Here is a 25,234-nt window from a genome sequence, read left to right on the forward strand (position 1 = left end):
GTTTAAGAGCCTGCTCAAAAGTACTCGCTCAGAGCAGGGCACAACATTTCTCTTAAAATCGGGCTGATAACATGTCCAAATCAAACGGCCCCGCATATCCTAAGTCGGATATGGCCTATCTCCGCTTTAATGGTGTGCTGGGGAAAATCGAAAACCTGTTCAACCTCATTGCTGCGACATCCATTCTCGTCTTGATGTTGTTAGCTGTCGTTCAGGTCGCCGGACGCAACTTGTTCAACCAGCCCGTACCCGGTTTTATTGATATTACAGAGCAAGCCATGGCCGTGTTCGCGTTCATGGGTATCGCTTATTGTCAGCGTGTTGGCGGCCACATCCGCATGGAGTTGGTGATCGGCGTCTTCAAAGGCCGTACTCAGTGGATTGCAGAGTTCCTTGGCGTGCTGGCGATCCTTCTTGTCGTATCCGTGTTGATTTATGGCTCCTTCCTGCACTTTGACCGTGCATGGACTTTCGGGGACAGCACGATGGATATTTCCATCCCAACTTGGCCGTCTAAGTTTGTTGTGCCGCTTGCATTGTCCTTGTTGTGGCTTCGCCTCGTTCTTCAGCTGTTTGGCTACACCCGTCTGATCATCAATCCATCAGCCTCAGTTCTGGATTTGCCGCACGTAATGGATGCTGCTCAGCATGCAAAAGCTGAGATTGAGGAGACATTCCATTCCGCCGAAAACGGAGAAGAGGGGTCTGAAATGAGAACAGCTGCCCATGGAGGTGCATCATGACCCCGTTTGATATCGGTCTCATCATGACCGGGATGCTCTTGCTCCTCGTCATCATTGGGGTTCGTGTTGCTTTCGCGGCAGCGTTTGTCGGCATAATGGGCATGGTCGCAATCTTCTCCATGCGCCTCGGGTTTGAGCGCGGTGTTATGACAGCTGCAAAAATGGCTGGCACGATCCCACATTCCAAATCCGTGACCTATGCGCTTTCTGTTCTGCCAACCTTCATCCTGATTGGTTTCTTGGCCTATTACGCTGGCCTGACAAAACAACTGTTTGAAGCCTCGAAACGCTGGCTGGGCTGGCTTCCGGGTGGTTTGGCAATCGGAACTGTCTTCGCCACAGCAGGCTTTGCAGCGGTGTCCGGCGCATCAACGGCAACCTCTGCCGTGTTCGCCCGTGTGGCGATCCCAGAAATGCTGGAAGCAGGCTACTCCAAACGCCTTTCCGCCGCGGTCGTTGCTGCTGGTGGAACACTGGCCTCGCTTATTCCGCCCAGTGCGATCCTCGTGATCTACGCCATTTTGGTGGAAGAGAGCGTCGGTAAGCTCCTCATGGCAGGTTTCTTACCGGGTGTTGTTTCTGTCTTAATTTACGCAGCCATCATTTACGTCATCGCCTCATGGCAAGGCGGAGCACCCGCAATTGGAGGCTATAGTTGGAAACAGCGCTTTGAATCCGTACCCGGTACATTCCCGATCATCGGCGTGATCCTGATTATCTTCTCCAGCCTCTATTTCGGCTTTGCAACACCAACAGAAGCTGGTGCGTGTGGCGCATTCGTAGTGCTACTGGCAGCATTCTACAAAGGTATGCGTACCAAGCAGCTTTTCCTGGCTCTTCACGAAACGGCGAAGCTGACAGTGATGATCTTCACGCTCATCTGGGGCGTACTCGTCTATGTCCGTTTCCTCGGCTTTGCAGGCCTTCCGGATGCATTCCGTGAGTTCATTGTTGCACTCGATTATCCACCAATGATGATCATTGTTTGCATTCTGCTTGGGTATGCTGTGCTTGGAATGTTCATGGATGCAATCGGTATGCTGGTTCTCACTCTTCCAGTAGTCTTCCCGGCGATCATGGCACTGAATGGTGGTCTCGATGTCAGCGCGGCAGAAAGCACACTCGGTATGTCCGGGGCAGCCTGTGCGATCTGGTTCGGTATCATCGTGGTGAAAATGGCAGAGCTTTGTCTGATTACACCGCCCATTGGCTTGAACTGCTTCGTGGTCTCTGGTGTGCGTCCAGACATCCCGGTTCAGGAAGTCTTTCGCGGTGCAACACCGTTCTTTGTAGCAGATGTGGTGACCGTAGCTGTCTTGGTGGCCTTCCCGGCAATCATCACCTTCTTGCCATCCTTGATGTAAAATGGATGATCAATTGAGATATTGGGAAACCCCGGTCGGTGGACCGGGGTTTTTTATTGCGCCATACTCTGTGGTTTCCAACAAAGAGCATTGCCATGAAAATCAAAAAATTATCCAATCAACATCAAGAGATAGTCTGGTCGTTCTTGATGAAACACGTCTACAGCTCAATGTTCCTGCTCAACAACATCGAACAAACTGGCCTTGAATATACGGGCGAGCTCTATTCGGGAGAGTATTGGGGCGCTTACGATGAAGTCGACGAGTTAAAGGGTGTTTTGGCACAGTTCTGGAACGGTAACTTGATGTCTCAGGCACCCGACTTGAACGCTCTGGAAACTCTCACCACGCACTTCCGTGAAGTTGTTAATCGCCCGGTCGCCGGAATGGTTGGTGATGGTGAGCAAGCCAGTTTTGTGTTGAACAAACTGAACTTTCCCGCAAATGCCTACAATACCAACCGCAGTGAAGGCCTCTATCAACTGGCCTTGGAGGACCTGCAACTCTCTGAGAAAGCAACTAGCGATCAGTTCAGTCTGATCCCAATGTCAGAAGCTGATACGTCATTACTGTTCGATTGGCTAAAAGCGTATGAGCTGGAAGCCTTTGACGGTGAAGCCAGCAAAGAGCATGACAAACACATCACAAACCGCGTAATGGAAATGCAAAAAAGCGGCAATGCATGGGTCTTGCTGGATAGCGAGCAACCTGTTGCGCTGAGCGGGTTTAATGCAACCCTCGCAGAAATCGTGCAAGTCGGCCCTGTCTGGACACCACCAGAACATCGCAACAATGGATATGCCAGAGTCGCCGTTGCACTCACACTGGATCTTGTGAAGCAACAAGGCGTACGGAGATCGGTTCTGTTCACTGATAATCCAGCGGCAGCAAAAGCTTATGAGGCTATCGGCTTCAAGCAAAACGGAAGCTTCCATCTTGCCTTACTTAAGGAGCCTGTTGAATTATCGAATGTCTCCGCCTGATCTGCTTTTATCTCGCTTGGGCCACACATACCCCTTAGTCTCTCGGATAGTGATTTCTTCCGAGGCTCGATAACCTCCAGAAACCCATCTCCTTTGCAAAGCAGCAGCATGGGCCAGTCCACGCAATCGGAGAGATTAAGCACTCCGATCGTAGCAATGCCTGGTGAAGGAGGTGGTAGATGGATGAAGCTTGAACTTAAGTCCAAAATAGAAAAAGCACGGAACAGACTGGTACTCTGGTTCCGTGCAATTCTAAAATAAGCCATCGTGAAAGGGGGCAGTAGCTCCCTTTCTCTTCCTCAATATAGTCCTGATCTCTTAATCACGCAATAATGAGGAAATAGAGAGTATTCCTCCGTAATCACTTCTAAAACAAGCTGCCTTGTGCGTCTGGATCAACCATACTTTTCTTCTTTCTCGGAGAAGGCTTAGCCTGCTTTGCTTTCGTCTGAGCCACGTGTTCCTCTAAGTTCTTTGGAGGAGAAGTTGGCTCCGCGGTAGCCTCCGCGACAGGTTCTGACACCGGCTTTACTGCTCGTGGAGGTGTTGGTGTTACACCACCTCCATCAGCCACAGCTCCAACAGTACCGCCCTTCATCTCTAATTTCAGAGCCTGACCGGCCTGCACAGTCTGAGCGCTGGCCAGTGGTACACCGTTCTCATCACGCACCACAGCGTAACCACGCTCAATCACCCGCTCATAGCTTAGTGAGGCCAAAAGCCCGGCAGAGTTGGAAAGGCGCAGGCGTTGCCGTTGCACCTGGTTGGAAAAAGCTGCAATGGCACGATCTTTCAAAACTTGGAGCCGCTCGCGCCCTTGCGCAACCTGCCGTTCAAGTGTGATGGGACGCAAGCCAGAGGAAACTGCTGTCAGAGAATTCCGGTGGATCTGCGTGTTCGTCTTCAGTCCCTGCTCAAGACGGCCTGCCACCATATCAAACCGCTGGCGTGGAAGAGCAAGAAGATCTCGTGGAGCAGGCAGTGCAGCACTTGCTGCCCGCAGCTCGGTTCGGCGCGTTTGGACCAGGCGCAACAAACCCGTTGAAAGGCGGCGGGACAGATCATCCACCTGAGCGGTCATCTCAGCCTTTACCGGAACTGCAAACTCAGCAGCACCAGTTGGAGTTGGCGCCCGCACATCAGCGGCCAGATCAATCAATGTCCAGTCTGTCTCGTGGCCAACAGCCGAAATCAGTGGGATTTGAGAGTCTGCCGCCGCACGAACCACAGCTTCATCATTAAAGCCCCAGAGGTCTTCAATTGAGCCACCACCACGCGCAACGATCAGAACATCAGGGCGTGGGATCGCTCCGTTGGCCTCAAGTGCGTTAAAACCGCGAATACCAGCAGCAACTTCTGAGCTGCAGCTCTCACCCTGAACGCGAACTGGCCAAACCAAAACATGCAAAGGAAAGCGGTCACTGATGCGGTGCAGGATATCGCGAATAACCGCGCCAGTTGGGGACGTAACAACGCCAATCACACGTGGCATACGTGGTAAGGCAACCTTGCGCTCTTCTGCAAATAAACCTTCTGCAGCCAGTTTGCGCTTGCGCTCTTCCAATAGAGCCATCAACGCTCCAGCGCCAGCTGGCTCAAGGCTATCAATCACCATCTGGTACTTGGATTGCCCGGGAAAAGTGGTGATTTTACCCGTTGCAATGACTTCAAGACCTTGCTCTGGCTGCACCTTGAGCCGTGAAGCATTGCCACGCCAGATAATGCCGGAAAGCACGGACTTGTCGTCTTTTACATCCAGATAGATATGCCCTGAAGCTGGTTTGCTCACACGACCCAACTCGCCCCGCACACGGATATAACCAAACTTGTCCTCAAGCTCGCGTTTGATATCACCGGAAATCTCGGAGACGGTATATTCAGCAATGTTGGAGCGTTCAGACAATGTCAGACTTCTTTCATATGCGGCAAAAAGTAAACCATTCTCTCTTAGTGTAGCCCGCGACAATTGCAAAGGGGAACCGTGAGAAGCGCTTCCACCTGTTGAGACATTGAGTTCTCACCAGCAAATCTTTAAGCGCAAAGTGGTATCTGCCGTGTGCTTGGCATATGGTGCCCCCATGTCCCGCTATGAGTTTCGCATGCAACGTTTATTTGTCGATCAAAATCTCCGTGCAGGCCTTCAATTGGAGGCAGACCGCGCACAGGCCAACTACCTTCTGAATGTCCTTCGCATGAAGGAGGGAGGCGACGTGCTCGTCTTCAACGGCAAGCATGGAGAGTGGCGGGCCCAGATACTGCCGACGGGGCGTAAGTCCTGTCAGCTGATTGTGACTGAGCAGCTGCGTGAGCAGACACCGATGCCAGACTTGGACTATCTGTTTGCACCGCTGAAACTGGCGCGTCTGGATTACATGGTTCAAAAGGCCGTGGAGATGGGAGCTGGGCGCTTACGCCCGGTGCTCACCCAGTTCACCCAAAACCCAAAGGTGAAGCTGGAGCGCATGGAATCCAATGCGCTTGAAGCCTGCGAACAGTGCGGCGTGCTTTCAATCCCCTCCGTAATGGAGCCACAACAACTTAAGAAACTTCTTTCTATGTGGGGGCAAGAAGAAGGTGATCGTCAGATTATCTTCTGTGACGAAGGCCATGGGACGCACAATCCGTTGGAGGCACTGAAAGATGTTCCTAAAGGACCTCTGGCCGTATTAATCGGCCCGGAAGGCGGTTTCTCTGAGGAAGAGCGTGCGCTTTTGCATAGCAAACCATTTGTACATGCTATCCCGCTTGGCCCACGGATTTTGAGAGCAGACACAGCTGCCGTCGCGGCTTTGGCCGTTGTTCAGGCAAAATTGGGAGATTGGTTCTAAGGTACCTCCGAATGGAGGCCTGAATGGACCTGAACAACAAGACTGCTGACGCTGAAAAGCAGCCCCAAAAAGAGAGCTCAAAAAAGAAAGACAGCAAAAGATGGCGCCTGTCCATCTCCACTGTCTTCAGCATTGGTGCGGCGATGCTGCTGGCCTTAATTGGCGGTTCCATGCTGCTTTATGTATCTGATGCCACAAACCGTCAGACAACCGTCATTATGCGCGAAACCGGGGCTCTCATTGTCGAACGTGGTCTGGAGGTTGTTGAAGATTTCTTCCGCAATGAAGAACGGATGGGGCTGTTGGCGGCCGAAGTCCTGTCAGATCCACTAATCTACAACGCGCCTGTAGCTTTACGTGAGCAGTTGATTTCCATCCTATCACGCCAGACCAATATTAAGCGGATTTCCTACACTTTCCCGACTGGACGACGGATCTCGGTTCAGTTAGATCACGCGAGCCAGCCGGTTCAGCAGATGGTGGTCATGCCTCCTAATGAACAGGATATGGAAGTCGGCAATCATCGCTGGGCTCCTCCGTATTATGATGAGGGCATAGGTGAAACGTTTATGCAGTTTGCCGTCTACATTAGAAATCCAGTCGACAATACAATCTCTAAACTCACGTTGGATTATCCAATATCTCTACTCGGTCAACTGATGGCTCGCATCAAATGGCGGGCTTCTCAGATTCCGTTTATCCTTTATGGACGAGATCAGGTTCTGGCGAGCTCTGAGCAAGCGTTTCTGAGCTTCAAGCCGAGTAAGGCAAAGCCGATCCCATTAATCTCAGATCTGCAGGACACACCTCTGAGCAATATCTGGTCCGAAAATGCCAATCGCAGGTCTCTCAACACCAATTATAAAGCCCACATCGACACAACTACCCATGGCACCTATCTGTATCTTTATGACGATTTGAGAAACGGAAATCGCTTCCCCATCATCATCGGTAGCTATGTATTAGCCTCTGAGTTCAGTGTTCCCTTCGAGAATCTGCACAAAATCTTTGTTGCTGCCACGGCTTTTCTGGCTGTCGGTGTGCTTCTTATGTTTTTGATTGGCCGAAGACTTGCAGGACCGTTTGTGGCTCTCGGAACCCAAGCAAATGCTATCCGTAAACTCAATATGGAAGGGTTGAGTGCGCTGCCTAGGTCGCGACTTAAAGAGGTAGATCAAGCCAACCAGGCCTTCAACTCAGCAGGCGTGGCTCTGAGCGCATTCTCCAGATATGTGCCTAAGGACCTTGTCAGAGTGCTGCTGGAGCGAGAATTTGAAGGTCTCAACAGCACGGAGCTTCGTGAGATGACAATCTTGTTCTCTGATATCGCTGGGTTCACTGGTGTTGCCTCTAAGCTGACAGCAGAAGAGACCACGTCCTTACTCAACACACACTTCCAGGAGCTTGCCGATTGCATAAGCCACACTCATGGAACTATCGACAAATACATTGGTGATGGTTGTATGGCGTTTTGGGGAGCTCCGGAAACCATGGAAAACCACGCGCAAGCAGCTATCGATGCGGTACATCTCATTGCGCAAAGGCTGGAGACAGAGCTCAAAAACGAGGAGGGCGCGACTGAAAAGCCACGCTTGCGTATAGGAGTTCACACAGGAACAGTCGTTGTCGGCAACATCGGTGCCATTGAACGGATGAACTATACTGTCGTTGGAGATGCAGTGAATGTGGCTGCACGTCTACAGGAGCTTGGCAAAACGGTGGATCCTGATGCCCGAGTGATTGCCCTTGCCAGCAACGCGACGGTGGACCATCTCAGGGATAAATCTCATACGAAACATTTGGGAGATTATCAGTTGCGTGGCCGTGAGGAGGCCGTTGATGTCTACCGGATTGTTTAGAGCGGGCATCACTATTGAACCCAATTCAATCAAATTTCGTCTCTTAGACATAATATTTGCAGAATACTACATCCAAAATTAGGGAACTGACGTTACGTCTGATGAGTGATTAAATAGCCGTGAGAAGCTTACGAGGGGAAAACCTCATGTTACGACATCCCAATAACAATATGTTTTCCCTTATGGAAATGCTCAGCCAAAACTATGCAAAAGCCTATAAGGACTACTGTGAGACTAGCCACGGTTTTATGCCCTTCATGCAGAAAGAGGAAACGCCCTCTGGAAAGTCGGGTGCAAAATCTACAGGTGTTCCTGAGTTTCCATACATGAATTGGGCTGATCCGTCTAAATGGCAAGGGATGACCGGATTGCCACAGCAGGCTATGCTCTCTCAAGTCATGAGCATGTTCAGTGGCGATAAAAATATCAGTGCAGCCATGCAACGCCACCTCAGTCGCAAAGATGCCATGAATGTTGAAAGCTGGATGGAGCTAATGCCCATTTTACTGATGCTTTCCTATGGCAACATGATGAAGAATTATCTGGCAGGGCCTCAGCGCACTATGATGGAGGCCTACTTGCAAGGCTTTGCAAAAGGATGTCCAGAGTTACATCAGGACACGGATGCTGCGCGTAATCCAATCTTGGATGCGCGGGAAGCTTTCTGGTCGCAGATGATGCCATTAGAAAATCCGATGCTTGAATTCTGGACAAATGCTCTGCAGGGTACAAGCTCAGCTTCTGATGAGCACAATGAGTCACCAAAAGAATCTACAACGCAAAACACACGAGCCAAGAAGCCATCGTCTCCGGGGAACGGATCAGGCCGTAAGGCGCATCAATCCACTGCGAAGGAATCGGGTGTGCCATCCTTGTCTGGAGGTTTGGCAGCAATGCAACAAGCTCAGGGCGAGGCTTGGCAGCAATATTGCGACGTTTTTTGGCCAACTCGATCTCGTAGGTAACAATATTTCACATATACCTGAGGATAACTTTTTGTGATGAAGATCACTAATTGAGGAAGTTGTTTACTGCAATTTCCTCCGTTTCCGTTCAGACCGAGAGTTCAGAACTAGCCTGATCGTCCAAGCTAATACAAACCGGCATGAATTAATCTAGCATAACTCTCTATCTTAGAGAGAATTACTAGGTGTTTTTTATATCGTAACTCCAAGTCGATTGATCTCTTTCGGGTTTTATTTTGACTATTGGATTCTTTCGAGAGTCTAACCCAGAATAAGAACAATTTTGATTATATTAATTATTGTGATGAATCGACTTAAGCTCCCTAAAAGAGGGAAAAGACTGCGATAATAAAGTATTATATTCCAACTCTCGGTTTTCTTTCCACCAGTTTGCTGTATATTCATATCAAATTGTTATGGATTGGGGACATGACAGCACTATTAGACTTAGATTCTCTGCGAACTCTGGTAATGATTGCGGATACTGGGAGCTTCACAAGAGCAGCAGAAGAACTTGATAAAACGCAATCAGCGATTTCCATGCAAATGCGTCGCATGGAAGATAAGCTTGAGCGCACGGTCTTCCGGAGAGAAGGGCGGCACTCGAAACTGACAGAGGATGGCGAGCTACTGTTGCGCCATGCCCGTCAGATGCTGCGTTTGAATGACGAGACATTAGCTATGTTCTCGGAGCGCGAAGTGACCGGTAAGGTTCGTCTTGGTCTTGCGGAAGGCATTGACGAAACCAGAACCGCAAAGATTATCTTCGAGTTCTCTAAGAACAATCCAAAAGCTGAAGCATCCATCGTCTGCGCACCGGCAGCAGATCTTCGTAAGGCTTTGGGAGAAGGCAAACTGGATCTTGCCATCATCGGCAGCCTCGCAGATGAAGCCGAAGCTGGTGAGGGGAGTGTTCTTTCCAGCGAGCGTCTCGTTTGGGCAGCTGGCAGCAATTTCAAACTTGCCAGTGAAAGAGAATTGCCATTGGCTGTTGGTCTGGAACAATGCCGCATTCGAAAAGCTGCTGTTGAAGCGCTTGAGGATGATGAACGCGCATTCCGTATCCAATACAGTTCAAGCAATCCAGGTCTTGTTGAAATGACAGCAGCAAGCGGTATGGCGATCACAATTCAGCCGCGCTCATCTCTTGTTGCATCTGATGCTGGGCTGCTGGAACTGGAAGGCCTGCCGCAGCTACCAAACTACGTGGTCAAGCTGGTTCGCGGTAAGGAAAGCCATTTCAAAGCAGCAAACGCTTTGAGTGATTATCTGGCGAAGTCCTTTGAGAAAACAGCAGCCTCTGCCTGAGTGGCTTGCAAAGAATAAGTCCGAGTTATCGGAAAAGAAAAAGGGCCTGCGCAATGCAGGCCCTTTTCATATGTGGGTGATGAATTTTTGGCGGTTCAATTAGGGGTAGAGCCGCCAATTGAGGCTCCCACAAAAATTATGCGCGCTGGCGGCGCTTTTCCATTTCGGCGCAGCGGCGTTCGCTGGCGCGAATACGTAGATGCCAGCTTGGGTCTTTGCCATCGCCAGCAGAAAGCGCGCTGAAAACGTCATCACGAGTAATGCCGATGTCGTCCAGCATACGGTCTTCCAAGCGTGCAAGCTCAACCATTGCGCGACGATCCTGATAGTGTTTCCAGAGCTTTAGAGGCAAAGCTGTCAGCAGGTGCAACGTGTGAGCCAGCGTCAGTGGTTCAAAGGTGCCTGCATTAGCGCGATTTGGGTTGCGATATTCAGAAGGGGTAGGGAATGCAAGCGTCATGGTATCACTCTCCCGTTTGGATAGGCTGCTCTGGCCATCCATTGGAACTGGTATAGGGGGTTAAAAAAAGAGGGAACGGTGTCGTTCGATGCGTCAAATATCACCGAAAAGTTGTAGACAAACAAGAGAATGTTTTCGATTGAAATCCATTCAAGATCGTGATTGATTGATCATCGTTAAATGGGAGGGAGCCCATGCCTTATTCGATCGATGTTGATCAATTGAGAACATTTCTGGCCGTCGCAGAATTGGGAAGTTTTACCAAGGCTGGCGATGCCGTACATAAAACTCAGTCCGCTGTTTCCATGCAAATGAAGAAGCTTGAGGAGCGTATCGGACAACCAATATTTGTGAAAGACGGACGTAACTCTAGGATAACAGAACACGGAAGACGTCTTGTCGAATATGCGCGGCGCATGGTTGCTTTAAATGATGAAACGCTCTCTGCGTTTCATGAACCTGAGATCGCCGGACGAATCCGACTCGGGCTGCCAGATGACTACGCAGAACGACTGTTGCCACAAGTACTTGCAGCATTTAATCGGCTGAACCCTTGCATCAATTTGGATGTGGAATGTTCCAGCTCTAACGAAATTGGGCGACGAATCCAAAAGGGTGATCTGGACGTGGGAATTGTCACCAGCGGTGACTGTACCAGTGTACCAGGACAGATTGTGCGCCGTGAGCCTCTTCAATGGATTGGCTCTCGTGAGCATATCGTCCATGACCAGCGCCCATTGCGCCTTGCGGTTGGTCCAACAACTTGCTCATGGAGACAGGCAGGCGTTGCCGCGCTTGATCATCTGAACGTTCAGCATCAGGTGGTTTATACCAGCGCCAGCGCCGCAGCTCTTGCTGGTGCCGTGAATGCCGGACTGGCCATCGCAATCCTGCCAGCCAGTGCGTTGCGTCAGGGACAGCGTATTCTTGGAGAAAAAGAAGGCCTGCCACCACTGCCACCTTGCGACATCACCATCATCAGATCTCAAATGGCAATTGAGCCGGTTCATGATGCGCTTTGCCATCACATCGTGGCGTCCATTGGTAACGTCACGATGGAGTATAACGGAATGGAAACAGAAGCCGCTGAATAAGCGACTTCTCTACTGAAGTGCTTTAAGTCCGGTGGTTCAACACCCCGGGCTTATTTTTTGGCAGAACGGCTGAGCACGATCCAGTTGCCACCCAGCGCAAACATCAGGCCAAGAATGGATGTTGCAGTCCAGGTGTAACCTTCCATCGCAGTGGAAACGCCAAGCGCTACAATCGGGAACATCACTGTCGCATAGCCTGCGCGTGCAGAGCCGATCCGGCCAAGCAATGTCAGATAAGCTCCAAAGGCAACGATGGAGCCGATGACCACCATATAAAGGAAACTCCAGATAAACTCCGGCGTAAACGGAACCTCAAAGCTGGCACCTTGTAGCAGGCCGTTCACACCAAGAAGGACAGCGCCGTACACCATACCCCATGCACTGGCTGAGATAACCGAGATCTTTTTGGCAGTCGCACGTGCAGAAACGATGTTGCCAAAACAGAAGCTTAAGGTCCCCAAAGCACATAGACCAAGCCCGCCCAACGCTGCGATATTCCAGGTACTGCCTGCAATCTCTTGATAAAACATCAGACAGATACCAGAGAAACCAAGAACAGCACCAACCACAAGCGCACGGCTTACTTTTTGCTTAAATAAAACGAAGCCAAGGACGATGTTGAACACGGATGCAAGCGAAAACACCACCGACAGCAAACCTGATGGCAGCTCTCGTGAGCCATGATAAAACAAAAGGAAGTTGGTTGAAAACAGCAGCAGACCAAGCCCCGCAAAGCTCAGATGAGCCCGCAGCGGAAAGGCCATCTTATGACCGCCAAAAATGGCCCAGCCCCACATTAGGATTGTCGCAAACAGAAACCGCCAGAAAAGTGCAATCTCAGGGGTAATGACCGCCTGCAACTTCAAGGCGTACCAGCTGAAGCCCCACGCAAATACGGTTGTGCCATAAAGGGCGAGATCGAACATACTAAGTGCTTGAGGCTTTCGAGAAATAGCAATGCCTGCATCAACGTCGCTAGCACTTGTCATGAAATATTCCTGCCAATTCAAAGTGTTCCAAGCAACTTCCTGCATGAAATCGCGAGATGAAACAAATGAATAAACGTCATCTATTCATTTGGAAAACGAATGATTTAGAGGTCTATAGGTCAGTATTAGAGATTAAAGATGCCCCATTTGGGGCTGTAGCCATCTCTCAGGATCGCAATGATCTGTGGCGGCGTAATAAGAGTAACATCCTCGGGCAACTCCCGGTCAGCCGCCGTGTATCCCTCAAAACTCCAGCTCCACCATTTACGGTTCCTCAGAGCATAAAACTTGTCGCCACAATGAACCACAGCACCTTCCGGCCAATTCTCGTGCGGATTGATCTGCGGAAGGGAAGCCGGTGATTTCTTGTGGCCGCACCGTTGGGAATGCAAAACCAGATCCATTTCGTCAGAGCTTGGGGGCACCTCTAATCCTTCGCAGCATTTCCAATGCTCAGCAAAACGACGTGCATCCTCCTTGCGGCAGAAGAAACAAGGACGATGGCCCGCGGCCAGCGCGGTCACCTCGTCAAAGAAGAAGAGTTCCGTATAAAACTTGCCCCAGACATCACGGTGCCAGTCTTTATAGGTCGTAGAGCAACACAGCCACCTGCGAGAGGCATGCGTTCGGCCAGTCAGCTTCTGCGTCTCTGGATCATGAATACGGCCACCACGATTGCCCATGAACATGCCACGGGCAGGGACAGCACACAGCTCACCATTGGGAGCAACACGGTTTTGCAAAGGCATAACAACAAGCTCATGTAAATAGAGAGCAGCTTTTGGCACACGAAAGAGCACAGCGCTGCAATAAGGAAAGATGACTGGAGCTAGGTTATCTGCTCAGTAGGAAGATGCCAAGAGCGGGGATCAAAAAGAAAATACCGACCACATAACTGGCGGCAACTACAAACCGACGGGCACCCAAGTCACCAACAAACTCGGCAAGGCGTACAGGTAAATAGCGCGTGAATGGCAAACTGTAGATCAACACAACACCCAGTACGTTATAGACCAGATGAACAATCGCGATCTCAAACGCCAGCTCTCGCTGCCCAGTCACAGCAAATGCAGCCAGAATTGCTGTTAAACAAGTGCCAATATTTGCGCCAAGTGTGAACGGATAAACCTGCTTTGTTGTCAGAACACCAGAACCCGCCAGCGGTACAATAAGGCTGGTAGTTGCTGAAGATGACTGCAGCAGCAAGGTCGCAATTAACCCTGTGAAAATGCCGGAGGACGGAGCGACAGACGTCATCGTCTCAGCCAGACGACGTGCATGTCCGGCAAGCAATAGCTTGAGCAGTTGGCTCACAAACGTGATGCTGATAACAATCATCACAAAACCAATTGCCGCAATCACGAGGCCGTTCCACGGTTGCGCCAGCCCATAGGCTAGCTCACGGATTTCTCCAATGACGGGCTCGGTTAAGTAATTGACGAAGTTGAAGTTTGCGGTGATCAGATTGTCGGCAGGATCGAGCGCCGTAAAGAAATCACCAACAGCCATAGCGATCTTCTGCAAAAAGCCAAAGGCCAACTCCAGCGGTAGAAAGATCAGCAGGCAAATCAGGTTGAACGCATCGTGAACTGTCGCCGCACTAAAGGCGCGCCGGAAATCTGCACGGTCCCGCGCATAACCAAGGCTCACGAATGTGTTGGTGAGTGTCGTTCCAAAGTTGGCGCCAATCACAATAGGAATGGCAATGGAGATTGGCATCCCTGCCGCAACCAAGCCAACCACAATGGACGTGGTGACAGAAGAACTCTGCACTAAAGATGTGGTGAGAACGCCAACCAGCACGCCTGCAATTGGATTGGTGGCATAGGAAAAAATCTGCTCGGCTGTCTGATGACCAATAGCAACAAAGCCCGCTTCAATGAGGCCAACAGCACAAAGAAGAAAATAGATCAGGAATCCAACAGAGATCCAGTTGAGCAAACTTATGCCCAGTGGCATGTGATGCTCATCCTCAAGATAGGGCTCGTCGTTGTTCAGGGGATCTTTTTGCACCGACATATCCGTCTATAAAAGTTCACCACGACATTTAGCCGTATCTTCTAACACCAGTAGCACAACCTAGGAAATCACCAAGGCTTTCGTTGACCGCCTCTGCATTTGCAGGGTAAATACTCAAGCTAACTACGGTATTTTACAGGTCAATCACCTGCATCCTATTGCTCACTGATCGGCTAACTGTCAACATCTGCCGGGTGTGATTCTGCCAGATTTTTCTACGTGGTGGCCAAATTTTCCTTGGAGGGGACATACCCGATGATGAAGAAATTTAAACTAGCATTAGCAACTCTTGCTCTTTCTGTCGGTTTCGGAGCAGCTGCTTCCGCAACGGATCTGCCAGATCTGAAGGGCCGCACCGTTGTTGCCGTAACCGAAAATGCATACACACCTTTGAACTTTGCCGACCCCAAGACCGGTGAAGGCATCGGTTGGGAATATGACGCGTTCAATGAAATTGCGAAACGCCTCAACATGAAGGTCGACTGGCGCCTGGCCTCATGGGACAGCATGATTGAAGCTGTTCGTCAGGGCCAGTTTGATGTGGGCATGGATGGTATCACCATAAACGAAGAGCGTGAAAAGCAGATCGACTTCACCGATCCTTACATGACCTCCGAGATGTTCATGTTGGTGCGGGCGAATGAAGACCGCTTCGACAACTCAAAAGCTTTTGCTGACGATCCGGGCTTGTTGGTTGGCGCGCAGCCGGGCACCACAAACTTCTACACCGCTGTTTATGCTGTGTTGGATGGCGATGAAAACAACAAGCGCATCCAACTGTTCGAAACCTTTGGTGCTTCTGTTCAGGCATTGCGTGCTGATGATGTCGACATGGTGCTGATGGATGCAACTGCAGCAGCAGGCTACATGGGAGCATCACCAGACAGCTTTAAAGTTGTTGGCGGTCCAATCGGCTCTGAAGATTTCGGCTTCATTCTGACACCAGGTTCTGATCTGCGCGAGCCGATCAACGCAGCACTTAACTCCATGCGCGAAGATGGCACCATGGATGCTCTGAACCAAAAATGGTTCTTCGACTATAAGTCCAAGAATTAACAGTAACCTGGTTGATTTTGGCGGGTACTTGCGACCCGCCATTTTATGTCTGGGTATTGCAGGAGCGTCGAAACCGATTTTCGCACGCAAATACACCCAACAATCTGCTTCTGGTATGACTACGGATTTCCGCATCTCTTCAGGAAATTCAAACGAGATTTAAAGGAAACGCGATGGGCATGCGTTCTGCCACAAGATCCCGGTTGAACAAGCTTCCATGGTGGTTGCTCGCATCATTTGTTCTCGCAGTTTTCTTTCTCTGGCTCATCGCCGCCAACGGTGATTATCGCCAGATCTTTGAGACCCTTCTCAGAGGTGTCGGCATTACCCTGTTTGTCACCTTTGTCTCTTTCATCATCGCCAGCATTGTAGGACTCGCCATCGCATTAGGGCGAGGGTCTAAACACCGCGCTATCCGTGAGTTGTGTTCGTTCTATACCGAGATTATGCGCGGCGTACCAATGCTGGTGCTGCTCTTCTACATTGCCTTTGTCGGTGCCCCACAAATGGTTGCAGCTTACAACTGGCTCATGGGGCCGCTGATTGAATGGGAGATCGTCGACAAGCTGCGGGTGCGCGATCTTTCCATGCTTTGGCGTGCGATCATTGCGCTGTCCATCGGCTACTCTGCCTTCATTGCGGAGATTTTTCGTGCAGGTATTGAGAGCGTGGATGACGGTCAGTTGGAAGCAGGCCGGGCACTTGGCCTTTCCAGATGGCATACGTTCCGCTTCATCATCTGGCCGCAAGCACTCAAGAACATCCTGCCGCCACTTGGAAATGACTTCATCGCACTCATAAAGGAAAGTGCGCTGGTCTCCGTGCTTGGTGTGCAAGACATCACTCAGCTTGGCAAAATCTATTCTGCCTCCACATTTCAGTTCTTTGAAACTTACAATGTGGTTGCGTATCTCTACCTCATCATGACAGTCTCGCTGTCTCTGGTCGTTCGCGGTTTGGAACAACGCATGAAGCGAGCCTTTGAAAACGAAGCTTAGAGCCTGTCCCTAAAAAGCCCACAGAGGTTTTAGGTCGGGTTTCTACCAAACAATGATAAATGCAGCATGCCCAATAAAGAAGGCACAGCTGCTTATGACAGGAAGTTGGAATGACCGTTCTCGTTATTGAAAACTGCGAAAACGTAACGCTTGGCCTGCTGGGACAGGCACTGGATGAAGCGAAAATGCCGATCGATCTGCGTGTCATGGCAGAAAGTGATCCTCTGCCATCAGACATCTCCAAGTTCAGCGGGCTGGTTGTTCTGGGCGGTTTGCAACATGCCAGAGCAGATGAGGAGTTCCCATTCCTGAAAGGCGTTTGCGACACGATCCTTGCATTTCACGAAGCTGATAAGCCGGTGATGGGCATCTGCCTCGGAAGTCAGTTGATCGCACGCACATTCGGCGGCGAGAATATTTTGGGTAATCCGGTGGAAGCTGGCTGGCTACCACTGCAAGTCTCAGAGCAAGGCAAACAAGATCCGGTCATCTCCGCCTTCGAGGAAGACGACCACATCTTCATTCTGCACACGGATACTTATACTCTGCCAAAAGACGCCGTACATCTGGCATCCAGCGAGATGACACCCAACCAGGCCTTCAAAATGGGCCGCGCTACATACGCCATCCAGTTCCATTTTGAGTGTTCTGTCGATCAGGTGAACCATTGGAACGGCTGCTTCCATGGCCCAATCAATGAACTGGTGCCGCACTGGAACGAAATTCTGGAAGAGCAAGGACCAAAATTCGGCCCAAGAGCCGACGCGTTGGGACTGGAAATCTCCCGCCGCTGGATTGCTCTGCTGTAAGAAAGGCGAGTAGCAAGAAATGTGCTTATGCCTCAGTAAGCTCAATTAGAAAACAATGACAGGAAAGCCCCCGCAGAAAACTGCGAGGGTTTGAAGCCTTCGATTATTCAGCAGGCCATTTCATCTCGCCCATCACCACCTTGGCTCCAAGAGCAAGGTCACTGGTTCTGCGTTCTTCCAGTGCTGGAAACTCTGTCTTCATGAGCGTCACCAGTTCATCAGAGTTTTTTGCAAGAGCGGCATTTTTCTCAACCGCAGCCACATAGGCCTTGGTAAAGGCGATAGAACCCACCGTCTGGCTGTTGGTGTTACCAAGAAAATGCCCAGGGATCACACGTTTCGGGTTCAGAACAAGAAGATCATCAAGACTCTTCTGCCAATCCTTACGCTTCTCTGAAGTCGGATTATCAGCCTGCCATATATGAGAGTTGTCATAGACCAGCACACCGCCAACCACAGTACGCTCTGAAGGAACCCAAAGACTGGTGTGGGACGGGTCGTGTCCATCAAGACCAACAATCTCAACTGGAGTTCCATCCACCTCAAAGCTGTTGCCATCAATGACCTCAGGAACGATCAACTCCTGTGGTGCATCATCTTTCAGGATCGGTCCCCAATAAGCAAACTTGCCCTCAATGGTGGCTTTGATCTTCTCTACCGTCGGCTGCGTGGCAACGATCTTCGCATCAGGAAAGGCCGCATGAAGCGCATCCAGACCGAAATAGTAATCAGGATCACCATGACTGATGTAAATTGATGTCAGCGTCTTGCCACTTTCCTTAATGATTGAAATTAAGTTCCGGGCATCGCGGCGCTGAAACTGCGCATCCACCAAAACAGCTTCCTTTGGGCCTTCAATCAACACTGAGGTAACTGGGAACAAACCCTCATCACCCGGATTGTAGACCTCAAAGGTGAGGGCAGCAGTATCCTGAGCATAGGTTGCAACAGGCGTAAGAGTAGCGGTTGCTGCAAGGCTTGCAGCAAGAGCAAAAGGTTTAATCATTTGTTTTCCTTGGGGTTAAAGAGCAGGAAAGCCCTGCTGAATGCTGTGGGAGAAGTTGTTCAAAGCTTCTGTTAGTTGCCCGTAAGAGCCGTAAAGCAGATCAGAGGGCAGCAGCACGCGCTCACCGAACATGTCTGCAACAAGTGTTGGCACACCACGTGCACCCATCTGGTTTAAAACCACCTGTCCATAAGCAACGCGCTGTGAAGTCTCCGCCTCAACAGACGTCATATGGTCTTGAAGCAGAGTGGCAGCATCTACAAAACCTGCACCGGAAAGCAGATCCAGCAGGATGGAAAGGTCGGTGATGTCTTTGCCTTCCACATACCGGGCATCTTGGATGAGCTTCAGCGCCTCTGGCCCTCTCGCTGGTTCCACGATTGAGCATGCTGTCATGGCAAGTGTCGCAAATGTTGAGTCTAGCGTTTGTCTCTCACCATTTAGAATCTGGCTTTGATAGGCCCGGCTAAATGTCTGCCCTGTCAGCCTCGCAATCTTCTGGTCACTGGCCCACGCATAAGATGCAAAAGAATGGTCCAGAGGGCGAGCTCCAGCACCGCTAAACAAGCCTGCTGGTAACATCTCAACCTCGTAGTCCTTCGCCAAGTCCGCCAGTCTGGGAGTTGTGCCGTAACACCACCCACATAGCGGATCGTAGATGTAGAGGAATGAGTGCGTCATAAGTTTCTCCTTGTTGCAGGGGAACCTAGGACAACTTGACTATCTGTAAAATATAGATAATTTCGACATACTGTCTGCAAAATAAAGACAATTATATGAGCCTCTACAATCTCAATCGCCTCCGCCATTTTGTTGAAGTCGTCGAAAGTGGTTCCTTCACCGCAGCAGCGAAAAAGCTCGGCCTGGGAAAAGCCATCGTCAGTCACCAAGTCGCAAAACTGGAAGAAGAGCTCGGCGCAGCCCTACTGGTGCGTACAACACGCTCTCTTCAAGTGACAGAAGCAGGGCAGCGGTTTTATGAAAACGCCGCAGAAATTCTCGATCAGGCAGAACGAGCGGTGCAGGGACTCCAGCATGAACAAGAGGTTCCCAGCGGTTTGCTCACAGTGACAGCACCAGAAGATTATGGCCAGTGCGTCGTCGCCAAAGCGCTCATGCGATTGAGGGTAAAATATCCAAAAATCAGGGTCAATGCGGTCTTCACGGATGAAAAGTTGGACCAGCTTAAAGAGAAAATAGATGTCTCCATCCGCGTTGGTTGGTTGGAAGACAGCTCTGCTATCGCAAGGAAAATAGGCAGTTTCCAGCAGTTTACTGTGGCCTCACCGCAATATGTTGAAGCGATGGGACCGGTCTCAACACCAACCGATCTGCAAGATAAAGACTGGATCTACCACTGCAAGCTGCCTGCGGGAATATCGTGGCAATCAGCTGAAGGGGAGGAGGTGCAATTTGTACTCCAAAATCCGCCGATCACAGTCTGGAACACACTGACTTCGCATGCATGCGCCCTCAGTCACGGCGGTCTGTGTCTCCTCCCGTCCTTTCAGGTCCGCGAAGATCTGGCATCAGGTCGCTTACAACGGGTTTTACCAGACTGGCACCATAAGGAAGGCGGAATTTACGCGCTCTTCCCAAACAGCCGCTTTCGTCCAGCTAAGACCAGGGTGTTTGTAGAAGAGCTGATAAAGACGCACAAAGAGGCTCGCGATGTATTTTGAGAAGGTCGCTGACGCTATACCCAAGTCTTCTGGTGCAGCTGGCACATCCGGTTGATCAACCATTTACAGGCAGGGGCTTGCGCCTGCTGTTTGCCCCAGACAAGAGAGACCTTGTTGAGAATAGCATTCTGCTGAAAATCATAGGAAAGCTCTTTCAGCGCACCAGCCTTCACCTCATCATCCACCATCTGCGCAGGCAACTCCGCCCAGCCCACACCGCCATGCACCATGGTGTGTGCCACGCGCGGATTATCTGTAATCAGCAGATGCGGCCCTTTCTGACGTGAAAACTCAGGTGAGTTTCGGTCAGTCTCTGTCCCAGAAATAATCTGTCTGTATCCGCGCAAGTCCACCAACCGGACTTCCTTCAGTTCGGCGAGAGGATGGTCCTTGTGACAAACCGCAATCCGGCGCTCAAATCCAAGCCCACGGAAGTGGTAGCCTTCCTTGTAGGGGTGCCGCTCGATAATAATCCCCAGTTGAGCGCTCTCTTCCGTCAGCCTGGAAAATACATCACCAAAAGAGGTGGTTTGGACATGCAGCTCTACCTTCGGAAACTGCTTGTCGAAATCATGGAAAACCTGATTAATCTCAGAAACATAGGTCCCATACTCAAACACCACTTTGAGGCTGCCTTCAGCCCCTTCACAAAGGGCACCAGCCTTCACAAGCAAGTCCTGCCTGCTCTGCAAAATGGATCTTGCATAATCCAGTAAGGAAACACCCGAGACAGTCAGCTCTGCACGGTAACTGCTGCGATCAAAAAGATCGGAGCCAAGATCAATCTCCAGATTGGAAATCGCAGCACTTACAGCGGATTGAGCCTTACCCAACCGTCGTGCAGCAGCAGAAAAAGACCCTAACTCTGCGGCAGTCACAAACGCTTCCAACTGGTCAACACTGGGCATCCAACCTCAACACGATCTGAAATTCTGATGGAGTTCAACTTTACTGCATAGGTCAAACTGATCTTTATGTCACCCAAATTTGCAAACTGAGAGGAATGACCATGCGAAAAATAATCGGGCTGGCAACCGCAACAATGATTGGCTCACTCATGACGTCAGGGCTCGCCATGGCAGACACAATGCCGTGCGAAACCAAACTGCCAATTGACATCCCCTCCAATTGCGATGCCATCAAGGTTATTAAACCAATCGAAAAACTGGAGAACTTTCGCCCACTAACCACGCCGAAAAATGGCCCGGCTTTAAAGCCGCAAACAGTCTTCCGCTCTGACCAACTGGACAACCTGACAAAAGCTGATCAGGAAAAACTCAGTGCATTGGGCATTGAGACCATTGTGGATTTGCGTGCTCCGGATGAGTTGGAAAAACACCCCAACAAACATATTTCGACAGTAGACTTCAACATCAATCTGCCAATTGGCTCAGACCCGGCAGACGTAAAAAAAATCATGCCTTTAGATGTAGCCTCGCAAATTGGCCCTTTATGGTTCAGCGGTAAGTTTGATGAGATTGACCAACTGCTGAAAGACCATAATGTAGACCTCTACAACACCCGGATTGATCGCTATAAGGACTTCGCCCGTAAGTTTATACCGCAGATCTCCCGCTTCATGCATGTGTTGTTGGAAGAACAGAACTACCCATTGGTGTTCCACTGCGCAGGCGGCAAGGACCGCACCGGTTATGTGGCAGCTGTACTGATGTTGTCTCTGGGCTTTTCTGAGGAAGACGTCATGCGCGACTACCTCACCACCAATCTCTACACTTATGATGAACTGAGCAAGTTAGTCGCAGACGGCCCGCATTCTCTCCGTCCGGCTTTCGGTGCACATAAAGAGCAGATCACGGCTGCGCTGCAAGCGGTGAAAGAAGACTACGGCAGCTTTGACACCTACCGCCGTGAAGCATTGGGCATTTCTGACGAAGAGCTAGCCCACATCAAAAAGAACCTGCTGGCAGACCCAACCTAAGGCCTCCCAGCACCCCTCGTGCTGCCTTCCCCCAACGTTGGCGGCACGAGGTTTCTCTTAAACGAAAGAGAAGCACTCTACGCACCTCCTCGTTGATGATTGTGTGCTCGCAAGTCTGTACCGATTGTCTCCAATTTGAAAGTAAATCAGGACATTCAGGAAAGTTTTCATTTGAGGGAGCGTAGTAGTCTGGCGGCCCGTTAGGAATACAGGCGTTTACTTTCCAAAAAAATGCGGTTGGAAGGGAGGCGCAAATGTTGTCGGAGTGGATCTATGTCCCCGCAAACGTTGAACAAACAAGAGCACAAATGGGCCAGTGACATGGCGCGCCATCTTAACCTGAACTTTGTGGAAGAGGTGAATGCTCCTATTGATCCTGGGGAAGAGCTTGCTGCCTTGGAAAAAACAGCAGAATACTTGTTTGCAAATACGGACCTCGTAAAGCACCAAAGCGCAGTCTTCTCACCATTCAAAAAGGCAGGTCAATCCGCTCGCTCAGGTATTGCAAGTGCGAAGAAGGATTTTAAAGGCCCCAAAACTCAAAACGCACAGGCAAGGATCACAAAGGTTAAAGAGAACATCGCCTCTATGGAGCAACTCATTACAGTTGCCAAATCTAACCAGATAGGTTTAGAGGCGCAGCTACCTTGGGTGAAAGAAGACCTCGCGCAACTGGCACTCGAGTTACCTATTGTTGACAGCCTTGCCATTGCTAAGAAAATCCCGAGCAAAAAGCACAAGAAATTCCTCAGTCTTGATCAGGAAGCCAACGGCCTGATTAGTGAAGCAGAGACGCTTTGCGCAAACTTTCAGGTGGATGCTGCGAACAAGATCCTGAAGAAACTCAATAAGACGCTTCAGAACTATCAGAAGGAAGTCGATTGGCTGCATGCTCTGCCCGAAGTTACTGGCGTCGGAGCTAGCGAAAACCCACATGTTTCCAAACTCGACAAACTCGACAAACTTGCTGCTGCATTTATGCGAAAAAAGACTCAGGAGCATAAAGTCGAGCTGGTCAAAGCTGAGCCGGATGAGAAGACAAAGGCTTTTCTTAAGACTTGGAACAGAGAGAACTTCTCTGATCCTTCCGAAAGGCTCGACCTCCAAAAAAGAGGCGGCTGCAAAGCACCTTTCAAGTTCATCGTTCGAACAGGTTCAATGGATGATTTTATCAATCAAAAGGGCTGTTTTTCTGCTCAGGGAACCGAATATCTGGAGAATAAAGATGCCATTTGTACATCCGTTGTGACTGATGAAAAGTGCTTTGTTTACGGAGCCTTTGGCGTCATCTTGGATGTCCCGCCACAAAACGTGCTGGTCTCCAGTCCCGATGATCTCATGAGCGAGCTTAACATTGGCCGCAAAGACAAAAAAGACAGAATGGTCAATGTCACACAAGAGCAAAACGAAAAGCTTCTCGATGTGCCAGATCATGTTCGCAACGGTTACTTGAAGAATGAGCTGGACAGATACCAGTACGATAAACGCCAGCAGAACGTCGATGACTTGGTGGACAACACCTACTATGCGCATAACGAGGTAATCGTTTCATCCAAAGATGGTATTCAGCATAAGCAAGGCGTAGACGCAACCGAGCCCATCAAGATCAATGGAATCTTTCTCATAGACGCTGAACCCTCTCCCGACACCATCGCGTTTCAGGAGTTTGAAGGCAAAAAGGCCCTGACCAAGGAAGAAAAATACCAGATTTTCATGGAACACGCCGAAAAAGTAGCCAAAAACCTCGGTGTACCGATCCTGTTTTTAGATGGTGAGAGCACGATGGCTTAATCATCTTAGAACAGGTTAACTACTAGATGTTGGCTCTGCCAGCACCCATAGTGCGGTGTAACCTTCCACGAAACGTAATGTACTGCGTCCCAGCATAAGTGGACAAACATAAAAAGCCCGGCGTGTCTGCACCGGGCTCTTTAATCTTATAAAATCTGGTCAGCTTACAGGCAGAGGCTCTTGCCAACGCAGTTCAGGTCTTCGCAAGCTTCTTTCAGGCGTTCAACAATGCCCAGCTCACCTTCACGCAGCCATTTGCGTGGGTCGTAAGCCTTCTTCGTTGGAGCACCAGTTTCCGGGTCGATCTGGTATTTGAAAGCATTGGCGTTTGCTTCCACATACGCTCCAACTTTCTCGGAGAATGCGAACTGTGTGTCGGTGTCGATGTTCATTTTGAACACGCCGTAATTCAGGCTCTCTGTGATCTTGGACTTCTCAGAACCGGATCCACCGTGGAACACAAGCGCCAGCGGGTTTGCACCAAGGCTGTGAGTTTCGCTGACCAGCTTCTGGCTTTCACGCAGAATTTCAGGGCGCAGCTTCACGTTACCTGGCTTGTAAACGCCGTGCACGTTACCAAAGGACGCAGCAACAGAGAAATGGCCAAGCGGGTTCAGACGGTCATAAGCCTGCAGAACATCTTCAGGCTGGGTGTAGAGCTTCGGATTGTCTGCACCGATGTCATCATCAGAACCGATACCGTCTTCTTCGCCACCAGTCACGCCCAGCTCAATCTCAAGGCTCATTTCCAGCGGAGCCATCATCTTCAGCAGGCGTTCGCTTTCAGACAGGTTAAACTCGATGTCTTCTGCAGAAAGATCCAGCATGTGGGAGGAGAACAGTGGCTTGCCATTTGCCTTGTAGAATGCCTCACCGTGTTTGATGAGCTCTTCCAGCCAAGGGATCAGGCTCTTGTCTGCATGGTCGGTGTGCAACACAACGCCAACACCGTAATGCTCTGCCAGAAGGTGCACGTGTTGAGCTGCAGCAACTGCCCCAAGCACTTTTGCCTGGAAGCTGTCCTTGATGCCTTTACCGGCATAGAACTGCGCACCACCGTTGGAGAGCTGAACGATAATATCTGTATTGTTTGCAGCTGCTGCTTCAAGAACTGCGTTGATGGAGTCCGTTCCAACAACGTTGACCGCAGGCAAGGCGAACTTACCTTCGCGGCATGCTTCAATCAGGGTTTTATAGTCTTCACCAAAGATGACGCCCGGCTTGAGCTTTCCCATTTTTATAGGCTCCTGTGTAACAGCAGATAAGGGAGACAAAGTGCCTCACACTGTGAACTGGCAACAAAGCCGGACCATGGCCTTGGCCAGTTGCCGCGCACACTAC

Annotated in this window: 23 protein-coding genes; 14 read left to right on the top strand and 9 right to left on the bottom strand. The window is 50.3% G+C overall.

What is annotated here, in order from left to right; genetic code table 11:
- Nucleotides 1-71: 71 nt before the first annotated feature.
- The 3 genes from PsAD5_RS21840 to PsAD5_RS21850 all read left to right on the top strand — a co-directional run bounded on the left by PsAD5_RS21840 (nt 72) and on the right by PsAD5_RS21850 (nt 3,090).
- Nucleotides 72-743 (top strand): TRAP transporter small permease subunit, encoded by a 672-nt coding sequence (locus PsAD5_RS21840; RefSeq protein ID WP_063293674.1) that lies wholly within the window; start codon nt 72-74, stop codon nt 741-743.
- Complete coding sequence (locus tag PsAD5_RS21845) at nt 740-2,107, top strand: TRAP transporter large permease (RefSeq protein ID WP_063293675.1); 1,368 nt, start codon at nt 740-742, stop codon at nt 2,105-2,107. The genes PsAD5_RS21840 and PsAD5_RS21845 overlap by 4 nt, the downstream gene beginning before the upstream one ends.
- A gap of 95 nt (nt 2,108-2,202) precedes the next feature.
- The gene (locus PsAD5_RS21850) at nt 2,203-3,090 is read left to right on the top strand and encodes a GNAT family N-acetyltransferase (protein WP_063293836.1); all 888 of its coding nucleotides are present in this window, start codon (nt 2,203-2,205) and stop codon (nt 3,088-3,090) included.
- Nucleotides 3,091-3,457: 367 nt separating this feature from the next.
- Here the strand turns inward: PsAD5_RS21850 and xseA are convergent, their stop codons facing one another.
- On the bottom strand, nt 3,458-4,993 hold the full coding sequence (gene xseA, locus PsAD5_RS21855) for an exodeoxyribonuclease VII large subunit (protein ID WP_063293676.1): 1,536 nt from the start codon (nt 4,991-4,993) through the stop codon (nt 3,458-3,460).
- Nucleotides 4,994-5,189: 196 nt separating this feature from the next.
- Here xseA and PsAD5_RS21860 point away from each other — a divergent pair, with 196 nt between their 5' ends.
- From PsAD5_RS21860 to PsAD5_RS21875, 4 genes are all read left to right on the top strand, one after another.
- On the top strand, nt 5,190-5,918 hold the full coding sequence (locus PsAD5_RS21860) for a 16S rRNA (uracil(1498)-N(3))-methyltransferase (protein WP_084404373.1): 729 nt from the start codon (nt 5,190-5,192) through the stop codon (nt 5,916-5,918).
- A 23-nt stretch (nt 5,919-5,941) separates the two neighbouring features.
- Nucleotides 5,942-7,777, top strand: coding sequence for an adenylate/guanylate cyclase domain-containing protein (locus tag PsAD5_RS21865; RefSeq protein ID WP_063293677.1), 1,836 nt, complete (start codon nt 5,942-5,944; stop codon nt 7,775-7,777).
- 146 nt (nt 7,778-7,923) lie between these two features.
- Nucleotides 7,924-8,742: a hypothetical protein gene (locus PsAD5_RS21870; RefSeq protein ID WP_208986492.1), complete on the top strand. Its 819-nt coding sequence runs from the start codon at nt 7,924-7,926 to the stop codon at nt 8,740-8,742.
- 429 nt (nt 8,743-9,171) lie between these two features.
- The gene (locus PsAD5_RS21875) at nt 9,172-10,050 is read left to right on the top strand and encodes a LysR family transcriptional regulator (protein ID WP_063287123.1); all 879 of its coding nucleotides are present in this window, start codon (nt 9,172-9,174) and stop codon (nt 10,048-10,050) included.
- 136 nt (nt 10,051-10,186) lie between these two features.
- Here the strand turns inward: PsAD5_RS21875 and PsAD5_RS21880 are convergent, their stop codons facing one another.
- Nucleotides 10,187-10,510, bottom strand: coding sequence for a DUF1127 domain-containing protein (locus PsAD5_RS21880; protein ID WP_057463768.1), 324 nt, complete (start codon nt 10,508-10,510; stop codon nt 10,187-10,189).
- A gap of 194 nt (nt 10,511-10,704) precedes the next feature.
- Here PsAD5_RS21880 and PsAD5_RS21885 point away from each other — a divergent pair, with 194 nt between their 5' ends.
- Nucleotides 10,705-11,604: a LysR substrate-binding domain-containing protein gene (locus tag PsAD5_RS21885; protein ID WP_057463767.1), complete on the top strand. Its 900-nt coding sequence runs from the start codon at nt 10,705-10,707 to the stop codon at nt 11,602-11,604.
- A gap of 50 nt (nt 11,605-11,654) precedes the next feature.
- Here PsAD5_RS21885 and PsAD5_RS21890 read toward each other — a convergent pair whose 3' ends face one another.
- From PsAD5_RS21890 to PsAD5_RS21900, 3 genes are all read right to left on the bottom strand, one after another.
- A complete protein-coding gene (locus PsAD5_RS21890; RefSeq protein WP_063287124.1) occupies nt 11,655-12,593 on the bottom strand; it encodes a DMT family transporter in 939 nt (312 codons plus the stop codon).
- A gap of 125 nt (nt 12,594-12,718) precedes the next feature.
- Nucleotides 12,719-13,342, bottom strand: coding sequence for a hypothetical protein (locus PsAD5_RS21895; protein ID WP_063287426.1), 624 nt, complete (start codon nt 13,340-13,342; stop codon nt 12,719-12,721).
- A gap of 85 nt (nt 13,343-13,427) precedes the next feature.
- Nucleotides 13,428-14,612, bottom strand: a complete 1,185-nt coding sequence (locus tag PsAD5_RS21900) for a Na/Pi symporter (RefSeq protein ID WP_193757737.1) — start codon at nt 14,610-14,612, stop codon at nt 13,428-13,430.
- Nucleotides 14,613-14,870: 258 nt separating this feature from the next.
- On the opposite strand from PsAD5_RS21900, the gene PsAD5_RS21905 reads away from it, so the two are divergent.
- The 3 genes from PsAD5_RS21905 (at nt 14,871) to PsAD5_RS21915 (ending at nt 17,475) form a co-directional block, all read left to right on the top strand.
- A complete protein-coding gene (locus PsAD5_RS21905; protein ID WP_208980525.1) occupies nt 14,871-15,668 on the top strand; it encodes a transporter substrate-binding domain-containing protein in 798 nt (265 codons plus the stop codon).
- A 173-nt stretch (nt 15,669-15,841) separates the two neighbouring features.
- On the top strand, nt 15,842-16,666 hold the full coding sequence (locus PsAD5_RS21910; protein ID WP_063287126.1) for an amino acid ABC transporter permease: 825 nt from the start codon (nt 15,842-15,844) through the stop codon (nt 16,664-16,666).
- A 110-nt stretch (nt 16,667-16,776) separates the two neighbouring features.
- Nucleotides 16,777-17,475 (top strand): type 1 glutamine amidotransferase, encoded by a 699-nt coding sequence (locus PsAD5_RS21915; protein ID WP_063287127.1) that lies wholly within the window; start codon nt 16,777-16,779, stop codon nt 17,473-17,475.
- A gap of 103 nt (nt 17,476-17,578) precedes the next feature.
- On the opposite strand, the gene PsAD5_RS21920 is transcribed toward PsAD5_RS21915, so the two are convergent.
- Together PsAD5_RS21920 and PsAD5_RS21925 are read right to left on the bottom strand one after the other, a co-directional pair.
- Nucleotides 17,579-18,481, bottom strand: a complete 903-nt coding sequence (locus tag PsAD5_RS21920; RefSeq protein WP_063293679.1) for an MBL fold metallo-hydrolase — start codon at nt 18,479-18,481, stop codon at nt 17,579-17,581.
- A 15-nt stretch (nt 18,482-18,496) separates the two neighbouring features.
- Nucleotides 18,497-19,162: a DsbA family protein gene (locus PsAD5_RS21925; RefSeq protein WP_063293680.1), complete on the bottom strand. Its 666-nt coding sequence runs from the start codon at nt 19,160-19,162 to the stop codon at nt 18,497-18,499.
- A gap of 95 nt (nt 19,163-19,257) precedes the next feature.
- Between PsAD5_RS21925 and PsAD5_RS21930 the strand changes: the two genes are divergently transcribed.
- Entirely contained in the window at nt 19,258-20,163 is a 906-nt protein-coding gene (locus PsAD5_RS21930; RefSeq protein ID WP_063293681.1) for a LysR family transcriptional regulator, read from the top strand.
- Nucleotides 20,164-20,177: 14 nt separating this feature from the next.
- Here PsAD5_RS21930 and PsAD5_RS21935 read toward each other — a convergent pair whose 3' ends face one another.
- A complete protein-coding gene (locus PsAD5_RS21935) occupies nt 20,178-21,071 on the bottom strand; it encodes a LysR family transcriptional regulator (protein WP_063293682.1) in 894 nt (297 codons plus the stop codon).
- Nucleotides 21,072-21,172: 101 nt separating this feature from the next.
- Here PsAD5_RS21935 and PsAD5_RS21940 point away from each other — a divergent pair, with 101 nt between their 5' ends.
- Both PsAD5_RS21940 and PsAD5_RS21945 read left to right on the top strand, forming a co-directional pair.
- Nucleotides 21,173-22,102, top strand: a complete 930-nt coding sequence (locus PsAD5_RS21940) for a tyrosine-protein phosphatase (protein ID WP_208988752.1) — start codon at nt 21,173-21,175, stop codon at nt 22,100-22,102.
- Nucleotides 22,103-22,375: 273 nt separating this feature from the next.
- The gene (locus PsAD5_RS21945; RefSeq protein ID WP_063293684.1) at nt 22,376-23,893 is read left to right on the top strand and encodes a hypothetical protein; all 1,518 of its coding nucleotides are present in this window, start codon (nt 22,376-22,378) and stop codon (nt 23,891-23,893) included.
- Between the two features lie 164 nt (nt 23,894-24,057).
- Here PsAD5_RS21945 and fbaA read toward each other — a convergent pair whose 3' ends face one another.
- Nucleotides 24,058-25,128, bottom strand: coding sequence for a class II fructose-bisphosphate aldolase (fbaA, locus tag PsAD5_RS21950; RefSeq protein ID WP_063293685.1), 1,071 nt, complete (start codon nt 25,126-25,128; stop codon nt 24,058-24,060).
- Nucleotides 25,129-25,234: the final 106 nt, after the last annotated feature.

It is taken from the genome of Pseudovibrio sp. Ad5, from assembly GCF_001623095.1.
Lineage (GTDB): Bacteria > Pseudomonadota > Alphaproteobacteria > Rhizobiales > Stappiaceae > Pseudovibrio.

Excerpts from the sequence above, each read along its gene's own strand:
- PsAD5_RS21850 (WP_063293836.1), top strand. The coding sequence starts at position 2,203 with ATGAAAATCAAAAAATTATCCAATCAACATCAAGAGATAGTCTGGTCG.
- PsAD5_RS21910 (WP_063287126.1), top strand. The coding sequence starts at position 15,842 with ATGGGCATGCGTTCTGCCACAAGATCCCGGTTGAACAAGCTTCCATGG.
- PsAD5_RS21920 (WP_063293679.1), bottom strand. The coding sequence starts at position 18,481 with ATGATTAAACCTTTTGCTCTTGCTGCAAGCCTTGCAGCAACCGCTACT.
- PsAD5_RS21875 (WP_063287123.1), top strand. The coding sequence starts at position 9,172 with ATGACAGCACTATTAGACTTAGATTCTCTGCGAACTCTGGTAATGATT.
- PsAD5_RS21930 (WP_063293681.1), top strand. The coding sequence starts at position 19,258 with ATGAGCCTCTACAATCTCAATCGCCTCCGCCATTTTGTTGAAGTCGTC.
- PsAD5_RS21925 (WP_063293680.1), bottom strand. The coding sequence starts at position 19,162 with ATGACGCACTCATTCCTCTACATCTACGATCCGCTATGTGGGTGGTGT.
- PsAD5_RS21840 (WP_063293674.1), top strand. The coding sequence starts at position 72 with ATGTCCAAATCAAACGGCCCCGCATATCCTAAGTCGGATATGGCCTAT.
- PsAD5_RS21845 (WP_063293675.1), top strand. The coding sequence starts at position 740 with ATGACCCCGTTTGATATCGGTCTCATCATGACCGGGATGCTCTTGCTC.
- PsAD5_RS21900 (WP_193757737.1), bottom strand. The coding sequence starts at position 14,612 with ATGTCGGTGCAAAAAGATCCCCTGAACAACGACGAGCCCTATCTTGAG.
- PsAD5_RS21935 (WP_063293682.1), bottom strand. The coding sequence starts at position 21,071 with ATGCCCAGTGTTGACCAGTTGGAAGCGTTTGTGACTGCCGCAGAGTTA.
- PsAD5_RS21905 (WP_208980525.1), top strand. The coding sequence starts at position 14,871 with ATGAAGAAATTTAAACTAGCATTAGCAACTCTTGCTCTTTCTGTCGGT.
- PsAD5_RS21870 (WP_208986492.1), top strand. The coding sequence starts at position 7,924 with ATGTTACGACATCCCAATAACAATATGTTTTCCCTTATGGAAATGCTC.
- PsAD5_RS21940 (WP_208988752.1), top strand. The coding sequence starts at position 21,173 with ATGCGAAAAATAATCGGGCTGGCAACCGCAACAATGATTGGCTCACTC.
- PsAD5_RS21880 (WP_057463768.1), bottom strand. The coding sequence starts at position 10,510 with ATGACGCTTGCATTCCCTACCCCTTCTGAATATCGCAACCCAAATCGC.
- PsAD5_RS21860 (WP_084404373.1), top strand. The coding sequence starts at position 5,190 with ATGCAACGTTTATTTGTCGATCAAAATCTCCGTGCAGGCCTTCAATTG.
- fbaA (WP_063293685.1), bottom strand. The coding sequence starts at position 25,128 with ATGGGAAAGCTCAAGCCGGGCGTCATCTTTGGTGAAGACTATAAAACC.
- PsAD5_RS21945 (WP_063293684.1), top strand. The coding sequence starts at position 22,376 with ATGTCCCCGCAAACGTTGAACAAACAAGAGCACAAATGGGCCAGTGAC.
- PsAD5_RS21885 (WP_057463767.1), top strand. The coding sequence starts at position 10,705 with ATGCCTTATTCGATCGATGTTGATCAATTGAGAACATTTCTGGCCGTC.
- PsAD5_RS21915 (WP_063287127.1), top strand. The coding sequence starts at position 16,777 with ATGACCGTTCTCGTTATTGAAAACTGCGAAAACGTAACGCTTGGCCTG.
- PsAD5_RS21865 (WP_063293677.1), top strand. The coding sequence starts at position 5,942 with ATGGACCTGAACAACAAGACTGCTGACGCTGAAAAGCAGCCCCAAAAA.
- PsAD5_RS21890 (WP_063287124.1), bottom strand. The coding sequence starts at position 12,593 with ATGACAAGTGCTAGCGACGTTGATGCAGGCATTGCTATTTCTCGAAAG.
- PsAD5_RS21895 (WP_063287426.1), bottom strand. The coding sequence starts at position 13,342 with ATGCCTTTGCAAAACCGTGTTGCTCCCAATGGTGAGCTGTGTGCTGTC.